Source organism: Haematospirillum jordaniae (assembly GCF_001611975.1).
Taxonomy (GTDB): Bacteria; Pseudomonadota; Alphaproteobacteria; order Rhodospirillales; family Rhodospirillaceae; genus Haematospirillum; species Haematospirillum jordaniae.
In genome coordinates this window covers 2,019,459-2,035,013 of sequence record NZ_CP014525.1, presented here as the reverse complement: position 1 = coordinate 2,035,013, position 15,555 = coordinate 2,019,459, and the positions used below count along the sequence as shown (strand labels likewise).

Annotated in this window: 15 protein-coding genes; 11 read left to right on the top strand and 4 right to left on the bottom strand. The window is 53.5% G+C overall.

From position 1 onward, the window contains the following. Positions 1 to 92 precede the first annotated feature (92 nt). Positions 93 to 419: a DUF1476 domain-containing protein gene (locus AY555_RS09540; protein ID WP_066136871.1), complete on the top strand. Its 327-nt coding sequence runs from the start codon at positions 93 to 95 to the stop codon at positions 417 to 419. A gap of 68 nt (positions 420 to 487) precedes the next feature. On the opposite strand, the gene purB is transcribed toward AY555_RS09540, so the two are convergent. Further along, on the bottom strand, positions 488 to 1,807 hold the full coding sequence (gene purB, locus AY555_RS09535; RefSeq protein ID WP_066136082.1) for an adenylosuccinate lyase: 1,320 nt from the start codon (positions 1,805 to 1,807) through the stop codon (positions 488 to 490). Positions 1,808 to 2,081: 274 nt separating this feature from the next. Here purB and AY555_RS09530 point away from each other — a divergent pair, with 274 nt between their 5' ends. Then, a complete protein-coding gene (locus AY555_RS09530) occupies positions 2,082 to 2,387 on the top strand; it encodes a pilus assembly protein N-terminal domain-containing protein (protein ID WP_156483355.1) in 306 nt (101 codons plus the stop codon). Positions 2,388 to 2,391: 4 nt separating this feature from the next. Here the strand turns inward: AY555_RS09530 and AY555_RS09525 are convergent, their stop codons facing one another. Beyond that, complete coding sequence (locus AY555_RS09525) at positions 2,392 to 2,673, bottom strand: hypothetical protein (RefSeq protein ID WP_156483354.1); 282 nt, start codon at positions 2,671 to 2,673, stop codon at positions 2,392 to 2,394. 425 nt (positions 2,674 to 3,098) lie between these two features. On the opposite strand from AY555_RS09525, the gene AY555_RS09520 reads away from it, so the two are divergent. Further along, complete coding sequence (locus AY555_RS09520; RefSeq protein WP_066136074.1) at positions 3,099 to 3,533, top strand: helix-turn-helix domain-containing protein; 435 nt, start codon at positions 3,099 to 3,101, stop codon at positions 3,531 to 3,533. 335 nt (positions 3,534 to 3,868) lie between these two features. After that, positions 3,869 to 4,063 (top strand): helix-turn-helix domain-containing protein, encoded by a 195-nt coding sequence (locus tag AY555_RS09515; RefSeq protein ID WP_209315422.1) that lies wholly within the window; start codon positions 3,869 to 3,871, stop codon positions 4,061 to 4,063. 367 nt (positions 4,064 to 4,430) lie between these two features. Here AY555_RS09515 and AY555_RS09510 read toward each other — a convergent pair whose 3' ends face one another. Beyond that, entirely contained in the window at positions 4,431 to 5,582 is a 1,152-nt protein-coding gene (locus AY555_RS09510) for an OpgC family protein (RefSeq protein WP_066136072.1), read from the bottom strand. Between the two features lie 184 nt (positions 5,583 to 5,766). Between AY555_RS09510 and AY555_RS09505 the strand changes: the two genes are divergently transcribed. Both AY555_RS09505 and AY555_RS09500 read left to right on the top strand, forming a co-directional pair. Next, on the top strand, positions 5,767 to 6,489 hold the full coding sequence (locus AY555_RS09505) for an SDR family NAD(P)-dependent oxidoreductase (protein ID WP_066136867.1): 723 nt from the start codon (positions 5,767 to 5,769) through the stop codon (positions 6,487 to 6,489). A gap of 27 nt (positions 6,490 to 6,516) precedes the next feature. After that, positions 6,517 to 7,053, top strand: coding sequence for a gamma carbonic anhydrase family protein (locus tag AY555_RS09500; RefSeq protein WP_066136070.1), 537 nt, complete (start codon positions 6,517 to 6,519; stop codon positions 7,051 to 7,053). Between the two features lie 7 nt (positions 7,054 to 7,060). On the opposite strand, the gene AY555_RS09495 is transcribed toward AY555_RS09500, so the two are convergent. Beyond that, on the bottom strand, positions 7,061 to 8,875 hold the full coding sequence (locus AY555_RS09495) for a PHA/PHB synthase family protein (protein ID WP_066136065.1): 1,815 nt from the start codon (positions 8,873 to 8,875) through the stop codon (positions 7,061 to 7,063). A gap of 234 nt (positions 8,876 to 9,109) precedes the next feature. On the opposite strand from AY555_RS09495, the gene AY555_RS09490 reads away from it, so the two are divergent. From AY555_RS09490 to recJ, 5 genes are all read left to right on the top strand, one after another. Further along, complete coding sequence (locus AY555_RS09490; RefSeq protein WP_066136063.1) at positions 9,110 to 9,919, top strand: OmpA family protein; 810 nt, start codon at positions 9,110 to 9,112, stop codon at positions 9,917 to 9,919. A 164-nt stretch (positions 9,920 to 10,083) separates the two neighbouring features. Further along, on the top strand, positions 10,084 to 11,319 hold the full coding sequence (locus AY555_RS09485; protein ID WP_066136059.1) for an LL-diaminopimelate aminotransferase: 1,236 nt from the start codon (positions 10,084 to 10,086) through the stop codon (positions 11,317 to 11,319). Positions 11,320 to 11,352: 33 nt separating this feature from the next. Next, the gene (locus AY555_RS09480; protein WP_066136057.1) at positions 11,353 to 12,645 is read left to right on the top strand and encodes a homoserine dehydrogenase; all 1,293 of its coding nucleotides are present in this window, start codon (positions 11,353 to 11,355) and stop codon (positions 12,643 to 12,645) included. Positions 12,646 to 12,713: 68 nt separating this feature from the next. Continuing rightward, on the top strand, positions 12,714 to 13,718 hold the full coding sequence (glpX, locus tag AY555_RS09475; protein WP_209315754.1) for a class II fructose-bisphosphatase: 1,005 nt from the start codon (positions 12,714 to 12,716) through the stop codon (positions 13,716 to 13,718). A gap of 18 nt (positions 13,719 to 13,736) precedes the next feature. Beyond that, a complete protein-coding gene (gene recJ / locus AY555_RS09470; RefSeq protein ID WP_066136054.1) occupies positions 13,737 to 15,506 on the top strand; it encodes a single-stranded-DNA-specific exonuclease RecJ in 1,770 nt (589 codons plus the stop codon). Positions 15,507 to 15,555 lie beyond the last annotated feature (49 nt).

The window sequence follows — 15,555 nt, the reverse complement described above, 5'->3', positions numbered from 1 at the left end:
ATACAAATCCTTGGATTTTCTTTATTGGATAGATTCTCCTTTTACGGGATTTTGGTCCGTGATCTCTGGCCGCAATGGGGGGTATGTGCAGCATGGCTGAGGTTTTTCGCGATCGTGAGAAAGCATTTGAGGCCCAATTCGGGCATGATCAGGATCTGGCGTTCCGGATTCGGGCCCGGGGTAATAAAGTGCTGGGTCTATGGGTAGCCGAAGCCTTGGGAATAGCTGGTGGTGGGGCCGAAGAGTACGCGCGCAGCCTTGTTGCGGTCGCTCTGGAGAAAGCCGGTGAGGAGGGTGTGATTAGGAAGATACTCACTGACTTTCAGGAGCGCGACGTGGATATGACGGAGGCACGTCTGAAAGTAAAGATTGAGAAAATAATGGTGGAGGCAAGGGATAGCATCTTGCGTGATGGGTAACGTCTTGTCTGCTTGTTGCTTGGCAAAAAGCCCGGCATAACGCCGGGCTTTTTGATCTGCTTTTGATGTCAGACAATTTTCTCCCCGAAAACTCTGCGAAATATGGTGTCCACATGGCGTGTGTGGTAGCCAAGGTCGAACAGTTTTGTCAGGTCTGTTTCCGGTATATGGGTGGTGATGTCCTTGTCCTGCTTGAGAATGGACAAAAGATCACTTTTTCCTTGCCAGACCTTCATGGCATTGCGCTGCACCAGTGTATAGGCATCTTCCCGGCTGACGCCTGCTTGCGTAAGTGCCAGAAGTATCCTCTGGCTGAAGATAAGGCCCCCCATCTGATTGAGATTGCGTTCGATGGCTTCGGGGTAAATGACTAGGTTCCTAACAACGCTTGTCAGCCGGGCCAGGGCAAAATCAAGGGTTATGGTGGCGTCCGGGGCAATCATTCTTTCGACGGATGAGTGGCTGATATCGCGTTCATGCCACAGGGCTACGTTCTCCATCGCGGGGATGGCATAGCCACGTACCAGACGCGCCAGTCCTGTCAGGTTTTCTGTCAGGATCGGGTTGCGTTTATGGGGCATGGCAGAGCTGCCCTTTTGTCCTTCGGAGAAGAATTCTTCAGCCTCACGCAGCTCTGTCCTCTGGAGGTGACGTATTTCAGTTGCGATCCGTTCGATGGAAGAAGCGATAACCCCCAAGGTTGCAAAGTATTCGGCATGCCGGTCACGGGGGATAACTTGGGTGGACAGAGGCTCAGGCTTCAGCCCCAGTTTCTCTGCGACGTATTCCTCAACAAAAGGATCGATGTTGGCAAAGGTCCCGACAGCCCCGGAAATAGCGCATGTTGCTATATTCTCCCGTGCTTGGAGCAATCTGGCGCGTGCTCTCTGGAACTCGGCGTGGAAGCCTGCAAACTTCAGCCCCATTGTCACGGGTTCTGCATGAATACCATGGCTTCGCCCCATGCAAACCGTTAACCGGTGTTCCATGGCACGGGCCTTGAGGGCATCCAGAAGGGCATCGATATCTTTCAGAAGAATGTCTGATGCCTGTGTCAGCTGTACAGCCAAGCAGGTATCCAGAACGTCTGAAGATGTCATGCCTTGGTGAACAAAGCGGGCATCTTCGCCAATATGTTCGGCCAGTTCTGTGGTGAAGGCAATGACGTCGTGCTTTGTTGTTTGCTCTATGGCATCGATCCGTGCGATCCGTTCAGGCGTGTAAGGCTTGTTGCCGTATGTGCGTACAGAATCAGCGGCTTTCTGCGGAATGATTCCCAGTTTTGCTTGGGCATCGCAGGCGTGAGACTCGATCTCGAACCAGATGCGAAACCTGTTGGCAGGTTCCCAAACAGAAACCATTTCGGGGCGGGAGTAACGGGGAATCAAGGCTTTTCTCCTGATAGGATTAGTGTATAGGGGAGCTTGGTCCTGTATGAAGGAGACGGAAGAAGCATCCGGAAAATCCGGTCGGGGCGTATTCCTGTCAAGAAATTCCTGTGATCATGACTACCTGGGCGTTCCCCTGTCGGCAGAGTTGCCAAGTGGATAGCCCTTTTGGCAGTGTAGAAAAGGGTTGTAGCAGGGGAGCGTTGCGGTGTGTATCTTAAGGTTTATTGTTATCTTCATATCTATCTTTTTGTGGTTTTTCTCTGGTCCAGCAATGGCCCAAGCCTTCAGGATGCCTTGGGAAGATGAAAAGGCAAAAGCACCCGTTATCAACCCGGACAAAATTCATGACGTGAAGGTGGTGAGGGATTCTCTGGAAATCATCCGGCTGCCGGCTGGAGGAAAGATTATTATTTCTTCGGCCCCGGAAGTTGCCAACCTTTACCTGAGGGACCCCGATATGCTGTTTATTGTCGGACGTCTAAGGGGATCAACCAGTGTCGTTGTTGCTGACGAGGCACTCGCTCCGGTCTGGAGCGGTTCGGTCATCGTTACGGATATTGAAGAAGAGGAAGAATGAGGGGTTACTTGGGGGGTGCGGAGACTGTCAGGTCCAAGGCGATGGTTTTGTCCCGGGTTATACGGGCTGCTTTGTGAGCCTTGCGGGCAATCGGGATTTTCTGGTCCATACACCAAGCGATCAGGGCAGAACACAGCAGAACTGCATCGTAGCTTTTGGATACCTGCCGCCCGCTTTGCATTTGAACGACGCCGCGCACATTGACCGGGTCGCTGTTGATGATTTCTATGCCAATAACAGTACCGCTTTCACCTTCCTCTCGCCGATCGTCCATATCTATTGACATGGCCTTGCATACTTCATCTTGTGTGAAAAGCAGCCTGCGAACCTCTGTCGGCATCCTTGCTGTCCCTCCCCCCCTTGAGATGGCGCCCTTCATTAAGGCTGGTTGGGTATTCTGTTCCCGTATTCGTGGCGTTGCAAGAGCCGTGCTGCATACTGTGCCGGATTATCTCATTGTTTCGGTATGCTGATGGGTTGTCTCGCCCCATCCAAGGCATTAAGTTCTAGCGGAAAATTACAATCAATAATTGATATCTCTCAGAGTACCTTGGCGTTATAACGCATGTATACATATATACCTATGCGATGGAAAAGCTACTTGGGATGGCTATTTCATAGTCCTCTTGTATGGTGTGTGGCGCGGGTAATTGACCTTCTCTGCAAGGTTGTGCTTTATAAGTGCTATCGAGTTGTTGAGAGGTGTCTAACGTGAATAGTGAAAAAGATCCTGATCCGATCGACATCCATGTCGGTTCGCGGATGCAGCTGCGCCGTACCTTGATGGGCATGACGCAGGAACAGTTGGCCAAATCCATTGGTGTGTCATTTCAACAGGTTCAGAAATATGAACGAGGTCTGAATCGATTGAGCGCCAGTCGTCTTTTTGATGTGTGTCAGGCGCTTGGTGTTTCGATGCTCTACTTCTTCGAGGATATTACCGAAGAATTGTTGCGTTCCCGCAAGCGCAACGCTGATGTTATTGATCCTGCTGCCCTTGGCGGGCGGGGCCGGCGACCGGTTGGTGACCTTATGAACAAGACGGAGAGTCTTGAGCTTGTTCGGTCTTATTGGCATATGCCGGCCAACCAGAGAGAGAAAATTCGGGCCTTGGTTGATACCTTGGCAAGAGCTAATCGGGAATGATTGAGGCAGGCGCGGTTGAGAGAGACTCTTCCGCGCCTGCTGCTTGTTTTTTTGATTTTGTTTTGTCTTTGGGGCTTTGATCCGGTATCCCCATTTCTTATAGTTGGTTTTCGGGGCGAATTTGCCTTATTGGTTGAGTCTCTGGGTACGTTCAATGCAGATTCCTGCAGGGTGCCCTTCGGGATTTGTGTCAGGATTCCTTTCGCCGTCTTGTTTTGTGTGCTTGCTTGGCAGAAGGAAGTGCACGGGTACTTCTGTACCTTATGTGTGTCGTCCGGCTTTTGTCACAGGGGTTGCTCAAGCTGGTTTGGTGTAAGTTTCTGGGGGGCTTGTCTGTGTTGACAGATCGTGAAGCTGAGGTGCTCACTTGGGTTGCGCGAGGAAAGAGTACTTGGGAGATTGGTCAGATTCTCAGGTTGGCCGAGAGAACGGTCCTCTATCACATAGAAAATGCGAAGAAGAAGATGGATGCCACAAGCCGGACCCATCTGGTTGTGAAGGCAATGATGGCTGATCTGATTGATCCTTGATCGGACAGGGGGCCCGTGCTCGTGCCCTGAGTGGCAGACGAGGAGCCCCCGCACCGAGTGTTTCGGAATATCGAGTTGCCGAGAGCGTCCTTCAGAGCCGAAGCTCCATGCGAGGCGAGAGAGGGGCGCTCACACCCGGTGCAGGGGCATGTGCCCTCGAACAGGAGAGCACGAATGCATACTACACCCTCATTGAATGGCATGCCCCTGTAAAAACACGCAACCCCATAATTTAACGATGATTTTTTCTGGATGATCCTTCCTGAAGCAGGGGGAATGCTTAACATTTTTTACTGGCAGTATCGATTCGCCAGAAACCCTCTGTCTGTATGTGGGTCTTTGATATTGTGTCTTTGCAGAAAACTTTTCAGGCTGTTTTTGTGCCTGTTCTGGATGCATTCACTGGAATAATACCCGCTCTCCTGTCTGTGGCGCTTGTAAGCAGGGCCAGCAGCATGGTTCCGGCAAGGCCGGTCACAATATGAGCGACAGGGCTGTTTCCCACCGTCCGGGCTGTAATAGTCAGGAGGGGCGTGATGATAACGCCGGTGCCAAAAACAAACAGGGAGTGACGGCCCATTTTTCTTAGGCAAACAGAATACGTGTGATCCAGCCATGGTCCCGAGTGGATCATCGCCCTGCTAAGCCAGGCAAGCGCAAGAAAATGAAAGATGCGCAAGGGATCTGGCAGGCTTTTGTCAATGGGATAAAGCCATGCCGCTAACGTTTGGGGCACGAAGGCATCGTGCAGTTCCGGAAATTTCCAGCTCCAAGCAAGCAGGAAGCCGGTGCCGAGAATCAGCAGGGCCATGGTACGGGTACGTGAGGAGTATGAGGATGGAAGGAAGCAATCACCGTATAACGCGCACAGACTACCCAGACAAAAAAGAAACTGCCACCCAAGGGGGTTGAAGAAAAGGGGATTTGCGGCTGTTCCCGGAACAGAAAGGTCAAATAACAGGGTTGATGCATACAGGCACGCCGACAAGGCCCCGAGAACAAGCGGACGGTAGACGAGAAGGGGTATTGTAATAACCATGCAAAGCAGAAGAATGACATAGAGTGGCAGTGGATCGAGCAGTGGCAGGCAGTATTGCAGGGTTATAATGCCCCACCACGCTTGTGTGTCATTCAGCCAGATCGGCAACTGGCTCCATTCCTCTTGATATGCTGATAATTGTGGCAGGAGCTGTAGAGCACATGCATTGGCAACGAGCAATCCTGTCAGCAGGAGATAGGCTCCATAGAGCGTTATGGCCCGTTTCAGGATGCGCTTTGCCGCAATCCAGTACCCTTTCTGTCGCAGAAGGTTCCCCCATGCCGTAGCCGCAGAGTATCCGGCGAGAAAGACAAAGATTTCAGCGGCATCGCTCAATCCGAAGTTCCGGATTGTGATCAGGCCTAGAGGATTATCCGGAAGATGGTCCCAGAACATAAATACCAGCGCTAGGCCCCGGAAGAAATCAACCCTAGGATCGCGCAGTTTGGTTGCAGGCAGTGTGGGCGTAGCAAGGCCCATGATGGTATTCTTCTCTCATTTACGGAAGCAGGCTCGGGCGCGGATGTATAGAAGTGAAATGTTGTCCTTTCAATCGGGATATTTTTCTGTTCCAGCCAATATGTAGACCGATATCTGTCATGCTTTGTGCCATAGTGATGGTCTTCTGACTGGGGAAGAGTAAAGGGCGTCGATTGTGGCTATTGTGCAGACTGTCTTTATCAGCGGTGCCAGCCGTGGCATTGGCTTGGCAACCGCCTTACGTTTCTGTGCCGAGGGATGGCGGGTTATCACCTGTGCTAGGGGTGCTGTTTCTGTGTCGCGTCCCGGGGAGTGGAGCGAGCATTTCTGTGCCGATTTATCCTGCCCTGATTCCGCCGAAAGTTTGGTGCAGCAGGTGCATGCGGCCTTGGGTGGTGGTCCCTTGCATGCATTAGTCAATAACGCAGGAATTTCCCCTAAAACGCCTTTCCGTGAGCGTCTGGGGGTTCTGAATGGTGATCTCGATGGATGGCGCTCTGTCTTCGAGCTTAACTTCTTCACCCCCTTGCGTTTGGCACGGGGGTTTGCTGCTGATCTGCACCGGGGGCAGGGGGCAATTGTCAATATTACCTCGATTGCAGGGCATGCCGTGCATCCCTTTGCCGGTTCTGCCTACTCCACAAGCAAAAGTGCCCTGTCGGGCTTAACCCGGGAGATGGCGGCTGAAATGGCCCAGTTAGGTATTCGGGTTAATGCTGTTGCCCCCGGAGAGATAAAAACAGAAATGGTATCGAGCGAGTATGAGGCTCTGATTCCACGTATTCCGCTTGATCGTATGGGAACACCCGAAGATGTCGCCTCTTGCGTGTTTCGGCTTTGTTCGTCAGAGTTCGGTTATATAAATGGCAGCGAAATTTTTGTGACCGGTGGGCAGCACTTGTATTAAGTCTGCGCAGGCAAAAGGAGCTTTCGCATGCAGACAAACCCTATCATCCTGCCGTGGCGTGGTGTGATACCCGCTCTTGACCCCACGGTTTTTGTCGCCCCGGGCGCCAGTGTGATTGGTGACGTGGTGATTGGTGCGGGATCCTCGGTTTGGTTCGGGGCTGTGGTGCGGGGGGATGTTCACCAGATCCGGATTGGGTGCCGCTCCAATATTCAGGATGGGACGGTTGTCCACGTCTCACGCGGGAAGTCTGGTACCGCGATAGGGGATGATGTTCTGGTCGGTCATAACTGTATTATCCATGCCTGTACCCTGCAAAGTCGCTCCTTCATTGGCATGGGGGCTGTTGTTATGGATTTTGCCGTGGTGGAAAGCGGGGCTATGGTTGCTGCCGGTGCCTTGGTACCCCAAGGGCGCAGAATACCGTCTGGAGAGTTATGGGGAGGGAGTCCGGCCCGTAAAATGAGGGATCTGACGCCGGATGAGACAGACTTCATTGTCAGCCAGTGCGCGCATTACTCTGCACTGGGAAAAGAGTACAAGGAGATGATCGCCTCACTTTGAGAGGCTTTCAGCCAGTGCGGATTCTGACATACTGGCCCGGTGCGGGTTCAATGGGTGTCAGGGGGCCATGCTCAGGGTCTCTGGCCGGTACGTCTTCACCACTTTGTGGCTTGAGCCATGCCATCCAGTCCGTCCACCAGCTTCCTTTGTGTTCCTTGGCTTTCTGCAGCCAGTCATCCGGTGTCCTAGCCTTCTGGCCGTTGGTCCAGTATGCATATTTACCGGCTGCCGGAGGGTTTATAACGCCGGCAATGTGGCCTGATGCTCCCAGTACAAAGCGTACCTTGCCCGTGAAGATATGTGTTGCGGCATAGGTTGCTTTCCATGGGGCGATATGATCTTCGCGGCAGGACAGCATATAGACCGGGGTATCTACGCAGTGGAGGTTTATCGGTGTTCCCTTCAGGGTAATACCACTAGGTTTGACGAGGTTGTTTTCCCTATACATATTGTGCAGGTAGAAGCTGTGCATGGATGCCGGCATCCGTGTGGAATCGCTGTTCCAGTACAGAAGATCAAAAGGGAACGGTTCCTTGCCAAGCAGGTAGTTGTTGACGACAAAAGACCAGATCAGCTCGTTGGAGCGCAGCATGTTAAAGCTGTGCGCCATGTCTGCGCCATCAAGGTACCCTGTCCTTGACATCTTGCTGTCCAGAACTTCCAGCTGCTCGTCATCAATAAATACGCTGATCTCACCGGGATCGGAAAAATCGGTCAGGGCTGCCATAAGGGTGGCAGAGGTTATACACTTGTTCTGCCCGTTGGCCTTGAGCCATGCCAATGTGCAGGCAAGCAGTGTGCCGCCAAGGCAATAGCCCAGTGCATGGATGGATGCCGTGTGTGTCTGGGCCTTGATTGCCTCTATTGCAGCCAGTGGGCCTTCGGTCATGTAATCTTCAAAAGACTTTGCCGCTAGACGTTCATCCGGGTTGACCCACGAGATGATAAAAACACTGAAACCCTGGTCAACGCACCATTTGACGAGGCTGTTGTTCTCTCTCAGATCAAGGATGTAGTACTTGTTTATCCAAGGGGGGATAACAAGAAGGGGAACGTTTTTTACAGTTTCTGTTGATGGCGCGTACTGAATAAGCTGGATAAGGTCATTCTGGAAAATGACCTGCCCCGGTGTGGATGCAACATTTCGGCCGATATCGAAAGCATTCTCGTCGGTCATTGAAATCCGGAGCCGCCCGCGCCCGCGTTCAAGGTCGGACAGCAGGTGCTCAAGGCCCTTGATCAGGTTTTCGCCGCCAGTCTCGGCTGTAATGCGAAGAACTTCCGGGTTGGTCAGAACGAAGTTGGAGGGAGCCATCGCGTCGACAAATTGGCGTGTGTAGAAGTCAACCTTGCGGGCTGACTGCTCATCAAGTCCTTCAACATCCTTGACGGTGCTGCGGATCCAGCGCGCTGTCAGAAGATACGACTGTTTTATGAAGTCGAAGAGCTCGTTATCTTGCCATGCCTCGTCACGGAAGCGCTTGTCGTTCTTGTCAGGCTCTACCACGGGGGCGGCTTTTTCACCCATCATGCGCAAGGCCGTATTCTGCCAAAGATTGACGTAGTCCTGCCAAAGAGACACCTGAGCTTCGACAAGCCTGGCGGGGTCGGCCATCAGGCGGGTTGTCATTTCCAGAAACGCGCCGGCGATATTGAGAGGGTCGAGCGTATCTGGTTCTGCATTTTCGGGGTGACGCCGGATAAACTCCTGAATCAGGCGCTGACTGCGTTCTGCAATACTGGACAAGGCCCGGGATATGTCTGTGGGGTCTGGAATCTGTGCGTCCGGGCGCGCTGGATGATCAGGGCTCTTGTCCGGCATGGGCGTTTTCTTTCCTGGGTCCTAGATCGTTCAGGTCTTGGTGATGGGGTTGCAAATCAGGCAGACGAGAGAAGAGGGCCCAGAAATCAGGATCTGGGGAAGGAACAAGTAGATACTATCATGAAGATAGTTTCTGTGAATTTCACTACCTTTCAGTAGATTGTTTTGCTTGGGAGTTATAATAAACCCAAGTGGGGTATGGAACGGGTTTCTGGCAAGAGGGGAATTTAAGACATGTTCAAGGCCTTCTATGTGCATATTTCTGTCATGTCTCGGTTTCTTGCTGTGCTGATCTGCTGCTTGGAAATGGTTATGCCTGCCAAGGCTGACGGGACGAATCCGGACCTTGTGCGTGATCAGGCTCATAGGGCTGAAGGGTTGGTCGCTGCTCCATCTCGTCCAGAGTATGTACCGGGCAGGAAGAGAGAGCAGCCTTCCGACCAAAAGGATCTTGGTCGCTCAACTGTCACGTCTGATATTTCTGTCGATACCGCACCCACCCCTGCTGTATCAAAGCCCGTTGCTGCTGTAAAAGCTGATTCTGTTGTTGATGGCGTTGCTCTATCAGCAACGCCAAGTAATGGGGGCAAAGCCTTTGTGGCAAAGCCTGTCGTTGATACTCAGCCAGAGTTCCCAGTTACGGTGCTTGTTGATTCGCAAGGCGTATCTGTTGTTCCACCCGACAGGGTAAGTATTCCTAGGAGCATGGCCCAAGAGTCCGGGAAAGCTACGTTAGTGGCAACCATTGAATACCAGCCCGCATCTTTTTCTCTCGACCGTACAGACCATGATATTCTGCGCCAGGTTGCACGTCTCAGGCATCAGCGCGGGGTAGATGAGACCATCCACGTGGTTGGTCACGCTGCATCTTATAGTACAGCCCTGCAACGGGCCCGCAGCGTTGTCGATGTTCTGCAGGCCCAAGGAATTCCTGCTACGGCTCTCCATGCATCGGCTATTGTCACAGTGGACAGGGAGGGTCATGAATCACAGACTTCTTCGGATGAAGGGGGGCGCTATACCCAGATCTGGTTTGGTTATTGATATTCTATGTTTTTCCTTTTTTTGTTATGAATGTTCCCGAAAATTGCTTTGATCCTATTTTGATCACTGGAAAGCTATTTTCTGAAAAACAACTATCGCTTCCGTTTGTGTGACGCGGTAAACAGTGCAGTATCAAGTGCGCAGTGTTTTTTCCGGAACGGGATATGGACCAGGAATTTCATCGTATAAAACGCCTTCCGCCCTATGTTTTTGCCGAAGTCAATGCGATGAAGGCAAAGGCTCGTGCCGCCGGGGAAGATATTATTGACCTTGGCATGGGGAATCCCGACCAACCGACGCCACCCCATATCGTTGAAAAACTGATCGAAGCTGCCACTAATCCAAGGGCGCACTGCTATTCGCAGTCGCGGGGTATACCCGGTCTGCGCAAGGCCTTGGCGGGGTATTACCGTCGTCGGTTCGATGTCAGCCTTGATCCCGAAGACGAGGTGATTGTCACTATCGGCTCCAAGGAGGGCCTTGCTAATCTTGCCCAAGCTATAACCAGCCCGGGTGATGTGATCCTGTCCCCGGACCCTAGTTATCCCATTCATGCCTTTGGCTTCATCATTGCCGGTGCAGCTGTGCGGTCAATACCCGCTTGTCCGGATGAAGAGTTTTTGCGCGCCTTGGAACGTGGGGTACGCCACAGTGTTCCCAAGCCGGTTGCTGTCATTGTCAACTTCCCCTCTAATCCGACGGCAATGGTTGCAACGCTTGATTTTTATAAGGATATCATCGCGTTCTGTCGTAAGCATGACATCTTTGTGCTGTCCGATATTGCTTACTGCGAAATTTATTTTGACGGGAATCCCCCGCCATCCATCCTTCAGGTTCCGGGTGCAAAGGATGTGGCAGTGGAGTTTTCCTCCATGTCCAAGTCTTACAACATGGCAGGATGGCGTATTGGGTTTGCTGCGGGGAATCCAAGGTTGATCAAGGCATTGGCCCGTGTCAAAAGTTACTTGGACTATGGTGCTTTTACACCCATTCAGGTGGCCGCTACAGCAGCCCTGAACGGTCCTCAAGATTGCGTGGAACAGATCCGCACTATGTACCGCCAGCGCCGTGACGTTCTGATCGAGGGTCTGCACCACGCAGGTTGGATGGTTCCCAGCCCGCCGGCTTCCATGTTTGCTTGGGCGCCCATTCCACCCGCTTTCAGTCACCTCGGGTCTGTTGAGTTTGCCAAGCTGCTGATGCAAGAGGCGAGGGTTGCGGTTGCTCCTGGCCTTGGTTTCGGGGAACATGGCGATGGTCATGTCCGTATTGGCTTGGTTGAGAACAAACACCGGATCCGTCAGGCTGTCCGCAATATCAAGGGGTTCCTGCAACGCCAAGGGGCGGGTGTATCGCTGGAATCCGAGATCGGGCGCGTTATGGATCGTCCGGTTATATAAACCCCTCTTAATTCCCAAGGAGCTTGTTTTCTCGTGCCCAATTCCCTGAAGGTTGCTGTTGTAGGTCTTGGTACAGTTGGTGCGGAAACGATCAGGGTCTTGCAGAGAAATGCCCCGGTTATCGCGGCCCGTTGTGGGCGCCCGATAGAGGTTGTTGCGGTCTCTGCCAGAACCCCTGGCCGGGAACGTGGTTTTTCCATGGAAGGGATTACGTGGTACGACGACCCTGTGGCGTTGGTTTCCGGACACCATGTTGATGTCGTCTGTGAGCTGGTTGGCGGCGAAGATGGTGTAGCTGGACAGGTTGTCAGGGCGGCATTGGGGCGCGGGTATCACGTAGTTACGGCCAACAAAGCTTTGTTGGCCCACCATGGCGCTGAACTGGCTGCCCTTGCGGAAAAGAATGGTGTTGCCTTGGGCTGGGAGGCTGCTGTTGCTGGTGGTATTCCTGTCGTCAAGGTCTTGCGGGAGGGGCTGTCTGCTAACCAGATAAGCTGCGTTTATGGCATTTTGAACGGTACCTGCAATTATATCCTTACAAACATGCGCGAGACCGGACGGAATTTTGCGGATGTTCTTCTTGACGCCCAGAAGCTGGGATACGCAGAAGCAGATCCGTCTTTTGATGTCGATGGTGTTGATACAGCTCATAAGCTTGCCATTCTCACCAGCCTTGCATTTGGTACGCGTACTGACTTTGGCGCCATTCATGTCGAGGGTATTCGTTCGTTGACGGCTATGGATATCGCCTTTGCTGACGAGCTGGGATACCGGATCAAGCTGTTGGGAATTGCCCGGGCTACAGATCGTGGTATCGAGCAGAGGGTACATCCGTGCTTGGTTCGCAAGGATGCCCCCATTGCTGCTGTAGAAGGCGTTTTTAATGCTGTTGTCGCCGAGGGCCAGTTTGTCGGGCGTTCGGTCTTGGAGGGGCGGGGTGCCGGTGGTGGTCCGACCGCTTCTGCTGTGGTGGCGGATTTGATGGATATTGCGGCGTGGCGTGTTGGTCCTGTCTTTGGTGTTCCGGTGGCTGATCTTGTGCCTTTGCCGAAATGGAGCATGGAAGCCCGCAAGGGTGCCTATTATGTGCGTCTGATGGTCGAAGATCTGCCGGGTGTTTTTGCCGAGATTGCTGCTGCCTTGCGTGATGCCAAGGTTTCGATGGAAGCGGTTGTCCAGAGAGGTCGTGCGCCGGGTGAGGCGGTGCCGGTGGTCATGATCCTTCACGAGACGGTAGAAGCCGCCTTGAATGACGCGTTGCGCCGGATCCGTATCATTGCAGCTGTTGTTGAGCCTCCGCAGGTTATCCGCATTGAATCCTTCTGACATTCTTTTGCCGGAATTCTTGCGGCATAGTTCTGTTTTGTTAATCTCGAGTGAGCGGAGCCGGTGTTATGGCTGATACATCACGTACACCGGTTCCCGGGTTGGAACGGAATCTGGCACTGGAAATGTGCCGGGTTACCGAAGCAGCTGCTCTTTCAGCATCGCGTTGGATGGGGCGTGGCAACGAAAAGGCCGCAGACCAAGCTGCTGTTGACGCCATGCGTTGTTCCCTCAATTCCATTCTGTTTGACGGAACCGTTGTGATTGGAGAGGGAGAGCGCGACGAAGCGCCAATGCTCTATATCGGGGAGAAAGTCGGGCAGGGGCAGGGACCGAAAGTTGATATTGCACTGGACCCTCTTGAAGGGACCACAATTGTTGCAACCGGAGGAGCCAACGCGCTGGCTGTCGTTGCCTGTGCTGAACATGGTGGTTTTCTCAATGCACCTGATGTTTACATGGACAAGATAGCGGTTGGGGCAGGTCTCCCGGACGATCTCGTTGATCTTGATGCAACGCCACAAGATAATTTGGTGGCCTTGGCATCTGCCAAGAAGGCTGCAGTCTCGGACTTGGTTGTGTGTATTCTTGATCGGCCGCGCCACAAGGACTTGATCAGGGCTGTGCGGGAAGTCGGTGCACGCATTACCCTGATCCCGGACGGAGATGTTTCGGGTGTCATTGCAACAGCAACGCCGGGGTCTGGCGTTGATATGTATATTGGTAGCGGTGGTGCTCCGGAGGGTGTCTTGGCTGCTGCGGCCTTGCGCTGTATTGGCGGCCAGATGCAGGGGCGACTTTTGTTCCGGAACGATGATGAGCGTGCGCGTGCCGCCCGTTGGGGTATCACGGATCTCGATCGTAAGTATGGCCTTGCCGATATGGCCAAGGGCGACGTTATGTTTGCCGCAACAGGGGTGACGGATGGTGCCATGTTGCGCGGTGTGCAGCGGTGGCATAACGGGGCGCGGACACATTCATTGGTCATGCGTTCGCGTTCCGGAACGGTCCGTTGGGTTGAGGCCTTGCATAATTTTGATCGCAAGGTAGGCTTCCTGCCTGTCGATATATAGGACGCGCGAGAAAGAACCATGGTTGCATTTTTGGATGTGGAGCGGTCATTAGCTGGCCGTCGGTGGCGTCTGCGTGCCGGTGATGAGCGCCATGCTGAAACCATCAGCCAGCGTTTCGGGCTTCCCAGTATTGTTGGTCGTATGCTGGTTGCGCGCGGTGTTGATGTGGATGCAGCGCCTTTGTTCCTCAATCCAACCTTGAAGGCTCTTTTGCCGGATCCTCTCCATCTGAAGGGCATGACACAGGCAGTGGAGCGTTTGTGTCATGCTATCAGGGAAGGTGAAACGGTTGCCATATTTGGTGACTATGACGTGGACGGGGCTACCTCATCTGCTTTGCTGCTGCGTTTCTTGCGGACACTTGGCCTACAGCCCGTTCTTTATATTCCCGATCGTATTACCGAGGGATATGGACCCAACACCCCTGCCATGCTTGCGCTCAAGGAGCGCGGTGTCGATCTGGTGATAACGGTTGATTGCGGAACAACAGCGTTTGAGCCGCTGCAGGCTGCAGCGACAGCAGGTCTTGATGTTATTGTGGTTGACCATCACGAGGCAGAGCCGATCTTGCCTGAAGCGGTAGCGATTATTAACCCCAAGCGTCTGGATGACCCTAGCGAGCACAAGCATCTTGCTGCTGTTGGTGTGGCTTTTCTGTTGATTGTTGCCGTCAACCGTGCGCTGCGTCAGCAGGGGTGGTACAGCAGTTCATCCCGGCCCGAGCCTGATTTGATGGCATGGCTTGATATCGTTGCGCTTGGTACGGTTTGTGACGTGGTCCCCCTTGTCGGGGTTAACCGGGCCTTGGTCACGCGTGGGCTGGAGGTGATGGCGCGTCGCGGTAATGCGGGTTTGGCAGCTTTGGCTGATGTGGCCAAGATCACCGAAGCTCCGACAGCGTTTCATCTGGGGTATCTTTTGGGGCCACGTGTCAATGCAGGCGGGCGTGTAGGGCAAGCGGATCTTGGGGCTAGGCTTCTGGCATGTGACGATCCCGCCGAGGCTGGCGTTCTGGCCTTGCGTCTGCACGAGTATAATGCAGAGCGTCAGGATATAGAGGCTGCCGTCCTGTTCGAGGCCATTGAACAGGCAGAGAGTCGTACAAACACGGATGATCCGCTGGTTATGGTGGCCGGAGAGAACTGGCATCCCGGCGTTATTGGTATTGTCGCGGGGCGTTTGAAGGAGCGCTATAATCTGCCTGTTTGCGTGGTTGCGCTTGATGGGGGGATGGCCAAGGGATCCGGGCGCTCCGTTGTTGGTCTGGACTTGGGACGAGCGGTTCTTGCTGCCCGTGAAGCTGGCCTTTTGGAAGCCGGTGGTGGCCATGCTATGGCAGCGGGTTTTTCCCTGAAGGCAGAGCGTTTGGACCAATTCCGTCAGTTTCTGGCTGACAGGTTGGCAAGCCAGCTGAAAGAGGGGAGCTTGTCATCCGTTCTTGAGGTTGATGGTGCTGTGGATATTCGTGCGGCCACGCCTGATCTTTTGCAGACTGTCGAGAAAGCTGGTCCGTTCGGGGCGGGTAATGAACCACCTAAATTTGTTGTGCCCTCTGCCCGTATTGTTCGTGCAGATGTTGTCGGGCAAGGTCATGTGCGGATGACCCTGACTGGTGCATGCGGCGGGCGTCTGAAGGCCATTGCTTTCCGTAGCGTTGATACCGATCTTGGTGTTGCTCTGCTCAATGCCCAAGGGACAGCGTACCATCTGGCCGGGTCCCTGCGTCTGGATACGTGGCAGGGGCGGAATGAGTGCCAGCTGGTTGTCGAGGATGCGGCACCAGCCTGAGAAAAGAGAAAGGGGAAGCGCGATCATGCTTCCCCTTCTGGATTGTGTT